This window comes from Rhodococcus sp. FG69, assembly GCF_057808915.1.
The window spans coordinates 24,122-34,175 of sequence record NZ_JBMDIX010000049.1; the positions used below are offsets into that span (position 1 = coordinate 24,122).

Below are 10,054 nucleotides of genomic sequence, written 5' to 3' on the forward strand. Positions count from 1 at the left end.
TAACGTGACGCGCGCTACGTTGGGGTGGTGAACATGCCAGCCGACACCTCCTACGATGTGGCGATCTGCGGTGCCGGACCGGTCGGAATGACGGCGGGGCTACTGCTCGCGGCGCAGGGGCTTACCGTGATAGTCCTCGAGCGCCGATCGACCACCAGCAACGAACCCAAAGCGATCAGCATCGACGACGAGGCCCTACGTGTGTACCAGCAGGCCGGTGTCGTGGACCGTGTCCTGCCGATCGTTGTGCCCGGTACCGGAACTCGCTATTTCGACAGCAACGACGAACCCGCGTTCCACGGCGGGGCCGCTATCCCCTACCGGCTCGGCTACCCCTTCAAGAACCCGTTCTCCCAACCGGACCTCGAGCGAGTGCTGTTGTCCGCGCTGCGAAATTCGCCCAACGTCACTGTGTGTTTCGGAACCGAAGTCACCTCCATCTCGCAGCATGCCGACACCGTCGAACTCGAGGCCGGTGGCCGTTCCTTCTCGGCCCGCTACCTGCTGGGGTGCGACGGTGGACGGTCGACGGTCCGGTCCCTTCTCGGTATCGGGATGACCGGACGTAGCCACCCTGAATTGTGGCTCGTCGTCGACACACTCGGCGACTTCCACACCGAGCGCTACGGAATGCACCACGCCGATCCGAAGCGTCCGCACGTCGTGGTGCCCGGACTGAACGGGCGCTGCCGATACGAGTTCAGGCTCTTCGACGGCGAGGGCACGGCGACCGACGCCCCGCCCTTCGAGCTCATCGAAGACCTCGTCTCCCGCTACCGCACCATCACGCGCGACCAGGTCGAGCGAGCCGTCAACTATCGCTTTCACGGACTGGTTGCTGATCAGTGGCAGAGCGGTCGATGCTTCTTGCTCGGCGACGCGGCCCACATGATGCCGCCTTTCGCCGGCCAGGGCCTCAACTCTGGGATTCGGGATGCGGCGAACCTCACCTGGAAGATCGCGGGAGTCCTTCGAGGGGCGTTGCAGGAGACCGTCACGCAGAGTTACGAATTGGAGCGTGCGCCGCATTCCCGTGCTGTGGTCCGTGCGTCCGAGAGGCTTGGCCGGGTGGTGATGACGACGAACGAACGGCTCGCGCATCGCCGCGACGCGCTCATCGGCGCTGCACTGAAAACTGCGGACGGTCGACGATTCTTCGAGACCATGGCGTACAGACCCGCGTACGAATTCACCGACGGAATGATCGTTGCCGGCACCGGTGTCGGTGTCGTGGTCGGGCAGCCTCGGACGTTCGATTCCTCGACTCGAACGATCGAACCGCTCGACAACGTGCTTGGACCGGGATGGGCGTTGGTAGGAGTCGACGTGACCGATCCCGCCGACTGGACGCAGGCATCGCGCGTCGCCGATCTCTTCGACGCGGCGATCGCGTTGGTTCCCACCGACCATACTGTTCCCCGACTCGACACCGTCAACGTGCTGCTCGATGTCGACGGCCGACTCGACGCCGAATTCGCGCGATATCGAGGGCATTTCGTTCTGCTTCGACCCGACCATGTCGTTGCGGCAGCGTGGAACCCGACCGAGACCGACCGCGTTCTTACTGCAGTGACGGCATGGACTCCGAGCTGTGAAAGAACCCAGACGAAAGGCGCTGACCATGCGTGATCTACCGTCTCCTCTCCCGACGACCGTCGTTCGGCGAAACGGTCCAGCCGCACCGCGCCGCACCGCGGACGTCGACTGGAACACCTCGAACAAGTTCTTGAACGGACCGTTCGCGCCATGGCAGGAGGAAACCGAATCGTTCGATCTACCCGTGATCGGAAAGTTGCCGGACGATCTTGCCGGGGCGCTCTTCCGAGTCGCGAACAATCCGCGATTCGAACCACTCGACACCGACCGCTATCACTGGTGGGAAGGAGACGGAGGCGTCGCGGGGACATACATCCGCGACGGCAAAGCCTCGTTCCGGATGAAGTGGGTCAACACCGACTCGATGAAGGTCGAGGTCGAAGCCGGTGAAGCTCTGTACAGCGGATTCGTCAACGGTTCAGGCAAAGCTCGTCGGGACCTTCCGCAGGGCGCGCCGCCGGCCAAGAGCGTCGCCAACACCAACGTGGGGCTCTTCGCTGATCACCTTCTCGTGTACTTCGAAGGGGGACTGCCTCATTCGATGCATCCGGAGAGTCTCGACACGCAAGGAATATTTGATTTCGGCGGTGCCATCGATATTCTGTGCACCGCGCACTACAAGATCGACCCGGCTACCGGGAACATGCTCTTCTATGCGGCAGTCGGCCCGAGCTTGACGTGGTACGAAGCCGATCCGACGGGATCTGTGACAGACACGTTCTCCTTCGACATGGGCTGCCCGGCAATGGTTCACGACTACATCGTCAGTGAGCACCTAGCCATCTTCCTCATCTCGCCGAATCAATTTCGACTCGACCGGATCATGGAGGGCCGCCCGGGTGTGCTCTGGGACGAGACGGCGGTTCCGGGCGGAAGCAGGTTTGCGGTGCTCGACCGGCGGACCCATGAGGTGACCTGGTACGACACCGGGCTGATGCTTGCTCCGACGCACTTCTTCAACGCGCACGAGACACCGACCGGCATCGTGGTCGATCTGCACGTCATCGCTCGCTTGGGTAACCCTGCCGATGATTCCGACGAACCTCTCGACTCACACTCCTGGTTCCCACCTGCTATGGCCTGGCGATTCGTGCTCGACGCCGCGACGAAGACAACTACCCAGCAGATGCACAGCGGTATCGCCGGCGAGTTCCCCAAGATCAACGATGCCTGGCTCGGCAAGGAAAATCGGTTCGGCTACTTCACCACCACCCGGAATCTGTCACCGTTGACCATGACCGACGGTCTTGCTCGCCATGACTTCTCGACCGGCCAGACGATCGTCCTGGAAGGGCCCGACGGTCTGACAAGCCCCAGCGAACCGGTGTTCGTCCAACGCCGCGGTGGTACCGAGGAGAACGACGGCTACCTGCTGACGATCTGGTGGAATCCCGCGACCGGCCTGTCCGAACTGCTGGTTCACGAGGCGAGCGCATTCGTCCGCGAACCGCTGGCGCGAGTCAAGCTCCCCGTCCGAGTGCCCTTTGCCTTCCACGGATCCTGGGCCGAGGCCGAGGTGCTCGACGCGGCGGTCGCCGCGCAGTCCGAATAAACAAACACTGTAAGAACCGATTCGACGAGAGGCAAAGAACAAATGGCAAGCACAACGGCGTGGGCGCACAAGATCTTCGACGGCGAGTGGAGGACAGGCGGAGGTGGCACCTTCGATGTCGTGGCGCCGGCGACAGCCGAGGTGATCGCCACCGTCGGGGCCGCAGATGTCGGTGACCTCGATCGTGCGGTCGCCAAAGCGGTGTCCGCGCAGCGAGAGTGGGCATCCAAGCCCTACACCGAACGTGCCGCGGTGATGACTGCGGCGGCAGCGTTGTTGTCGGCCGATCCGGAGCGACTGGCGCGTTGGCTGGTCCCCGAGTCCGGGTCGAGCCAGGGCAAGGCAGGTGGCGAGGTTCAGCTGGTGTTGGCGGAACTCGTGGAGGCCGCCAATCTTGCTTCACAGCCCTACGGGCAGGTGCTGCGTAGTGCGAAGTCGCGCTTCTCGGTGGGCCGCTACGTGCCGGTAGGTGTGGTGGGGGTGATCAGCCCGTTCAACTTCCCTGCGGTGCTGTCGATGCGGTCGGTAGCCCCGGCCCTCGCGGTCGGCAATGCCGTCGTCCTCAAGCCCGACCCGCGCACGCCCATCTCCGGGGGACTCGCTCTCGCGGAACTGTTCGCCGAAGCCGGTTTGCCTGACGGGGTGCTGCACGTGCTTCCGTCCGGTGCCGATGTCGGGGCCGCGCTCGTTGCACATCCGGATGTACCCTGCATTTCCTTCACCGGATCGACCGCGGCCGGCCGTCGCATCGGTGAAGCGGCGGCACCACTGCTGAAGAAAGTCCATCTCGAACTCGGTGGCAACAACGCCTTTCTCGTACTCCCCGACGCCGACATCAGCGCGGCCGCGTCGGCGGGAGCATGGGGATCGTTTCTGCATCAGGGCCAGATCTGCATGGCGTCGGGACGACACCTGATCCCGGAGCATCTCGCCGAGGAGTACATCGGCAAGCTCGCCGAGATCGCGACACGCATCACGGTCGGCGATCCGAGCGACCCGTCCAACGCGCTGGGGCCGATCATCGACGAGAACCAGTTGAAGCGCGTCGACGGGATCGTGCAGGCGACGCTGACAGCAGGTGCGGACCTTGCGGCCGGAGGCACCTACGAGGGTCTCTATTACCGGCCCACCGTGCTCGGCAATGTCCCGAAGGACTCGCCTGCGTTCACCGAGGAGATCTTCGGCCCGGTTGCACCGGTCGCCACGTACCGAACTGTCGACGAGGCCATCGATATCGTCAATTCTTCGGAATTCGGACTTTCCGTTGCGATCCTGACTGCGAATCCGTTCAAGGCCTTCGAGCTGGCCGACCGCATCCGTTCCGGAGCGGTGCATATCAATGATCAGACGGTCGACGACGAAGCGGTGGCTCCGTTCGGCGGAGTCAAGTCTTCCGGATCAGGTGGGCACTTCGGGTCGACCGTCAATCTCGATACGTTCTGCGACCTGCAATGGGTCACGATGCAGTCCGATATCGAAAAGTACCCCTTTTGAGCGAGGAGATCGCGGCGTGTCGACATGCGAAGACGACGCTCGGCGCCAGCGCGGTGGCCTGGGCGGTACAGCATGCCCGGCACGAGCTGATCGATGCGCTGCTCGACGGGCGGCCGGTCGACGAACATGCCGCGGCCAGAATCCTCGGAGCGTCCATCGGCAACTATCACCGCAGCTTCGTCATCTCCGGGTCCCCGTCGTACCCCCATGCCGATGCGCGGTCGCTACGTCGCGCTGCCGATGCGATCAAGAATCGACTCGGTGCACGGACGGCTCACCATCGATCCAGTTGCCGTGGAATCCCATGGGGACACGCTGATTGAGCTTGATCCGCGCGACCGGTTCTGATTCGAAATGCAGCGCGTCGTGGATCAGCATCTCGCTCAACCGGGTGAAGGGATTCCACCACAACGACATCATCCACCCGTCGTCCTCCCTGGTGGCGTTATCACGAGGGACGAAGACAGGTTCCGACGGTGAGACAAGCTCGGCGTTGGGGATCGTCTTGGTGAGATCGCCTCGATAGTCGTGCTTGGCCAATCCGTCGGTGAGCCATCGGTCGGTGCCCTGTGTCGTGGCGTAGTAACCGAAGCGATTCTCGCGCAGTGCATATTCGTCGTTGATTCTCGGGAACTCGCCGACGACGTCGTTGGTCTGGTAGTCGCGGGTAAGGCGCTGCGAACTCAGGTCGATCACCCACCGCCATGGTTTCGCGACCATGGAGTCGAACCACTCCTTGCAGTCCTGACCCGGCTCGATTGCCGCCGACTCCTCGCTGAGCCAGCCCCACCGATCGGTCCGGTGGCCGTCGATGACGATCGAACTTCCTTCTTGGTAGGCGTTGTAGAAGTGCGTGCCGGAGTACCCGCCATCACCGTCGATGAATGTGACTGCGCCGCTGTGGCGATCGAGTACCGCGAACCGTGTTCCGTTCGAGGTCTCTGGGTCCCACACCACCGTCGGTTTACCGGCCATCAGGTCCTCCGGCCCGGTGAAGAGGGTGGGCGTGATCATGAAGACGGCGTAGTCCTCGGTGACGACGAAGTCGTGCAGAAAGCACGCGACACCCATGTCGAACTGATGGCTGTCGAGAAGCTTGCCGTGAGAGTTGGCGTGATACCAGGTCAATGTCGAACCGGAAACACCGTAGAAGAGCATGTCGCCGTTGCGCGGATCGGTTTTCCAATGCGCAGTGACGGGCCCGGACACATCACCGTGGTAGTCGTATTGGCCCCGTGTCTCCAGCGTCGTCGGATGCAGTTCGTGCGGGAGGTCGACCTCGGTGAAGACCAACAGTCGATCATCGAACAGGGTGACGTGGGTATTTGCGGGGTTCTTGAGTGGCGGATTCAGGGAAAAATCCACTGCAACACAGCCATTGAGGATGCTGCTGTACACCGCCTTGCCGTTCTCTTCTTCGACCTTGAACGCTGCCGTCCGCACCCAACGGCTCGAGGCGTGAGCTCGGCCGTCGCGGAGAAAGACGCCGTAGATCATCCCGTCGCCATCGAACCAGTGGTATCGGCTTCTTGTGCCATGGCTCGAACGGTCCGTTCAGCGACCTGTTGTTCTCGTCCCACATGATGCTCGTCCTCTGCTGTCGGGGCACGTCCAGGCGTTCGCCTGTCCTCTCCTTCGAGCATGGACTCGCTGGCGGCAGCGGGCATCGGTCGAAGCGCACACCATTGTGTGCGCCCACTGGGCACTGTGCCCTTGGCTGCAGCTCAGCGCTTTGGTACGGCTGACGGGGCGATGGCACCAGGGGCGACGGCAGCAGGGGCAACGGCAACGGTGCCGCCTCCGTTGCGCTTCGCCTCGTACATGGCGACGTCCGCGTCGCGAATCGCGTCGAGCAACTGCTCGGTGCTCGGGGGCGTGCAGCCGGCTGGCAGAATCGCCGCGCCCACACTGAAAGTGACCGGTGGTGCGTCCGCTCGCGGTGACACGAAGGTCGGAAACGACGCCACGATCTGGTCGACGACCGTGCGCGGCCCGGTGACTATTGCGGTGAATTCTTCGCCTCCGGTACGCGCCACGATCGCGTCCGGTCCTGTGTGGAGCGTCAGCTGTTGTGCCACACCGGTGAGGACCGTGTCTCCGACAGCGTGGCCGTAGTTGTCGTTGACCGATTTGAAGGAGTCGATGTCCACCACCAATGCTGCCACGGTGGCGCGACCGAGAGGTATCACTCCGCTGGCTAGGTCGTCGAGTCCGTCGGCGAGCCCGCGCCGGTTGAGCAGGCCAGTGAGCGCGTCCCGGCGTGCCAGCTGGGACTGTCGAATCATGCGTGACCACAGTGCGTGCAGAGACGCTGGGCCGCCCAGGGCAACGGTCACCACGATCTGAGCCCGGACGACGATGGTCGTGACGGATTCGGTGCCATCTTCGAGCGCTGCGAGCGTGAGCACTGTTACCGTCGCGAGGACCACCGCGCTGTGCACCACGAGACTCTTCTGGCCCAGCGCGAGCAGCAGATAAAGGCCTGGCGCCATCAACAGGGGAGCAGCGACGAGCGCCTCCGATGGCAATTCCATGAGCAGCAGAATCGCCACTATTGCCGCTTCTGCCCAGAAGCCGAAGAGCAGCGCAGTACGTGAGCATCGGCGCACTTCGACGATCATCCAGGCCGCGGCCATCGCCGAGTTCAGTACGAGGATTGCTATCACCACCCAGGCGCCGTCCTCGACGAATATCTGACTGTCGGTCAGAGCAACGGCGCCCATGACCGAGGCGTTCGCGGTCGAAGCCGCGATCAACCGTCTGGTCCGGACGCCGAGGAACGTGGCGGGGTTGGCTCGTGCGTGTGACGTCCCGCTCGCGCGTGACACAGTCCCACCGCGCCGCCCGGTCCCGAATGCCGGGGGTATGAGTGTGATCACGCCCTCTCCGTCCCCTCGAGTCGAGGTGGAGTCTTCGCCGGCTCGGCGAATGCACGGCTCCTGCTCGATGGGTTCGATACTAGCCTTAAGGCTACTTTCGCTAGCATTAACGGGGAAACGGCCGAAAAGAAGTACGCGGTACCCTTCACCCGATGGTGTCGATCAATGCAGGCCCGCAGCCGGACCCGACCGCCCGGAACACGGAGGTCCCTACCTCGGAACTCGCCGCATCCGGCGAGCAGCGATCGACGTCGAAGCGACCAGGTGGTCGGAGCGCGCGGGTACAGGAGCAGGTGCTCACCGCCACGCTCGCTCTGCTGACCGAGCGCGAGATCGATACCATCTCGGTTGCCGACATCGCGGCTCGCGCGAACGTGGCCGAGACCACGGTCTACCGCCGATGGGGTAGTCGCACCGGGGTGGTCAGCGAAGCAGTGATGAAGATGGCCGCGGCCAACAATCCTCCGCCGCGGACCGGGAGTCTGGCCGAGGATCTCATGACGCTCGCCAAACAGGTGGCAATGTTGATCGGCCGACCCGAGGTGCGGCGATTGTTGCGGGCCGTGTACGCGCTGTCGGGTGACCCCGAGATCGACGAGGCTCGCACGGCCTTCTATGCGGCGCGCTTCGCGATTGCCCGGGACATCGTCGAGCAGGCGCAGCAGCGCAACGAGATCGGTACGGATATCGATTCCGACGATGTGATCGAAAGTCTGGTTGCACCGATGTATTTCCGAGTTCTCGTCAGTGGCCGTGAAGTCACGGAGGAGTTTGTGGAGCGGTGTGTTCGCGACACCCTGGTGCTTTTCGCAGGGAAGTAGCTGCCTCCCATTATCGGTAGTTCAGGAGTTCTTGCGACGGTACATGTCAGCGTCGGACTCGACGAGAAGTGCTTCCAGCCGTCCTCCGCCTCGCGAGTAGGCGGTGCCGATACTCGCGCGCACGGTGCACAGCAGGCCGTCGATGTCGATGGGTCGATTCATGCCTTCGGCCACCGCGCTCGCCAGCTTGCGCATCCTGGAATCGACATCGGGTCCCCGAAGCACGATGACGAATTCATCTCCACCCGTACGGATCACGATGTCATCAGTGCTGGCTGCGTCGAGTATTCGGTGCGCGGCGGACTGCAGCACTCGGTCACCGACGAGATGTCCGAACCGGTCGTTGACGCCTTTGAAATTGTCCAAGTCGACGACCACGACCGCGGTCGGCTCCTGGGTGGGTCCTTCGGTGAGCTCTTCTTTCAATCGTGCGTGGTTCCAGAGACCTGTCAACGGATCGTGTCGCGCGGCGTAGCGCGCTTCGGCCTCCCTTTTCTGGATGTCGTCGTGTAGCTGGGCGTGCTCGATGGCGAGCGCAGCGTGATCGGCGAACAGCTCGAGAATCTCGCATTGTTCGGGGCCGGGTCTGAGGCCATGGACGGGCAAGTCGACTGCGAGCATTCCGAGCCATCGCCCGGTCGACCCGTGCAGCGGTGCGAACAGAAAGTCCATTGGATGCCACGCGTCGGGGCTGCTCGAGTGTTTTCGGTTGCTCGTCCAGATCCCGCTGTCCATTTCCGTGACCGTGGGTTTCTTCGACCCGTCGATGAAGCGTAACCTGCCAAGCGGGCGGGAGGCCGCTGTCATGCGGGTCCAGAACTCCTCGGTTTGCACCGTGTTCATCAACGATCTGCGCGCATCTTCGTCGCCGACGACGGAGACCACCTCTGTACGCCCGTCTGCTCGAACGAAGTTCATTGCTGCAACCTCGAACCCGGCAGCATCGACCACGCCCTGCGTGATCGCGCCGAGTGTCGTAGTCAGGTCGAGGCTGTGATGAATCCTCGATGTCACGCCATGCAGCGCACGAAAGGCCGCGACGTGCAGAGACGGCGGCAGGCGTGCTGCTTTCCAAGGGGACAAGGCGTGGTCTTTTCGTGGTGGACAATCGGGCATTTGCAGGGAACTGACTAAGACAGCGTCTGAAGGGTTCCGATTGTAGGTGTTGAAACCACGCACCGGTCGAGCAGAATCGAACGGTTGCTCGAGGTCGAATAGCTGGTTTGTTGTAGAGCGGTCATGCTCTCGGTGAATGCGTCGGCTGTGGTGGTGTCGTCGATCGAGCCGGAGGAGATGGTGTTCAGTTCAGGTTCGTAGTTGACGACTTCCGTGGTGGCGTCGCTGAGCAGTTCCAAGGCTTCGTCGAGGCCTTCGGGTCCACCGATGCGGTCGAGTGCAAGGTCCAGCGCGGGCAAGTGAACCCACCTCCCGACTCGGAACAACGCGGCCAACCGCGTGTCGGCACTCGACTTCGATTGTCTCGAAGCGCACCGCTGACCGCGCGCGACGCGTGTATTCCGATCTCGGTCGCGGACACCCGTTGAACGAAATCGGTTCCGGGGTGGACTCCTTCTCGCCAAACCCTTGCATTTCGAACATATGTTCGAGTACGCTTCTTGTCATGGGGATGCCGGGGGGCGACATGGACTGCAGGCGTCGCGAGAGCGAGGCGTGTGTGTCGGGTTTGCTCGACGGGTTGTCCGATGCCCGCC

At 63.0% G+C, this 10,054-nt stretch carries 9 protein-coding genes; 5 read left to right on the forward strand and 4 right to left on the reverse strand.

The genetic code is table 11. The features are described 5' to 3' along the window. Positions 1 to 33 precede the first annotated feature (33 nt). Genes ACODSO_RS26410 through ACODSO_RS26425 form a run of 4 tightly spaced genes read left to right on the forward strand, consistent with a single transcriptional unit; the run spans position 34 to position 4,965 of the window. Positions 34 to 1,629, forward strand: a complete 1,596-nt coding sequence (locus ACODSO_RS26410; RefSeq protein WP_489039628.1) for an FAD-dependent monooxygenase — start codon at positions 34 to 36, stop codon at positions 1,627 to 1,629. Further along, positions 1,622 to 3,148 (forward strand): carotenoid oxygenase family protein, encoded by a 1,527-nt coding sequence (locus ACODSO_RS26415; RefSeq protein ID WP_489039629.1) that lies wholly within the window; start codon positions 1,622 to 1,624, stop codon positions 3,146 to 3,148. Before ACODSO_RS26410 ends, ACODSO_RS26415 begins: the two co-directional genes overlap by 8 nt. Before the next feature lie 42 nt (positions 3,149 to 3,190). After that, complete coding sequence (locus tag ACODSO_RS26420) at positions 3,191 to 4,642, forward strand: aldehyde dehydrogenase family protein (protein WP_489039630.1); 1,452 nt, start codon at positions 3,191 to 3,193, stop codon at positions 4,640 to 4,642. Continuing rightward, entirely contained in the window at positions 4,639 to 4,965 is a 327-nt protein-coding gene (locus tag ACODSO_RS26425; protein WP_489039631.1) for a hypothetical protein, read from the forward strand. Before ACODSO_RS26420 ends, ACODSO_RS26425 begins: the two co-directional genes overlap by 4 nt. Here the strand turns inward: ACODSO_RS26425 and ACODSO_RS26430 are convergent. Both ACODSO_RS26430 and ACODSO_RS26435 read right to left on the reverse strand, forming a co-directional pair. After that, positions 4,889 to 6,139 (reverse strand): carotenoid oxygenase family protein, encoded by a 1,251-nt coding sequence (locus ACODSO_RS26430; RefSeq protein ID WP_489039632.1) that lies wholly within the window; start codon positions 6,137 to 6,139, stop codon positions 4,889 to 4,891. The two genes, ACODSO_RS26425 and ACODSO_RS26430, sit on opposite strands and share 77 nt — an antisense overlap. Positions 6,140 to 6,366: 227 nt before the next feature. Beyond that, a complete protein-coding gene (locus tag ACODSO_RS26435) occupies positions 6,367 to 7,521 on the reverse strand; it encodes a GGDEF domain-containing protein (protein WP_489039633.1) in 1,155 nt (384 codons plus the stop codon). A gap of 152 nt (positions 7,522 to 7,673) precedes the next feature. Here ACODSO_RS26435 and ACODSO_RS26440 point away from each other — a divergent pair, with 152 nt between their 5' ends. After that, positions 7,674 to 8,342: a TetR/AcrR family transcriptional regulator gene (locus ACODSO_RS26440; RefSeq protein WP_489039634.1), complete on the forward strand. Its 669-nt coding sequence runs from the start codon at positions 7,674 to 7,676 to the stop codon at positions 8,340 to 8,342. A gap of 21 nt (positions 8,343 to 8,363) precedes the next feature. On the opposite strand, the gene ACODSO_RS26445 is transcribed toward ACODSO_RS26440, so the two are convergent. Together ACODSO_RS26445 and ACODSO_RS26450 are read right to left on the reverse strand one after the other, a co-directional pair. Further along, complete coding sequence (locus ACODSO_RS26445; RefSeq protein ID WP_489039636.1) at positions 8,364 to 9,356, reverse strand: diguanylate cyclase domain-containing protein; 993 nt, start codon at positions 9,354 to 9,356, stop codon at positions 8,364 to 8,366. Between the two features lie 116 nt (positions 9,357 to 9,472). Beyond that, entirely contained in the window at positions 9,473 to 9,757 is a 285-nt protein-coding gene (locus ACODSO_RS26450) for a hypothetical protein (RefSeq protein ID WP_489039637.1), read from the reverse strand. Between the last annotated feature and the right edge of the window lie 297 nt (positions 9,758 to 10,054).

Excerpts from the sequence above, each read along its gene's own strand:
- ACODSO_RS26420 (WP_489039630.1), top strand. The coding sequence starts at position 3,191 with ATGGCAAGCACAACGGCGTGGGCGCACAAGATCTTCGACGGCGAGTGG.
- ACODSO_RS26440 (WP_489039634.1), top strand. The coding sequence starts at position 7,674 with ATGGTGTCGATCAATGCAGGCCCGCAGCCGGACCCGACCGCCCGGAAC.
- ACODSO_RS26430 (WP_489039632.1), bottom strand. The coding sequence starts at position 6,139 with ATGATCTACGGCGTCTTTCTCCGCGACGGCCGAGCTCACGCCTCGAGC.
- ACODSO_RS26410 (WP_489039628.1), top strand. The coding sequence starts at position 34 with ATGCCAGCCGACACCTCCTACGATGTGGCGATCTGCGGTGCCGGACCG.
- ACODSO_RS26415 (WP_489039629.1), top strand. The coding sequence starts at position 1,622 with ATGCGTGATCTACCGTCTCCTCTCCCGACGACCGTCGTTCGGCGAAAC.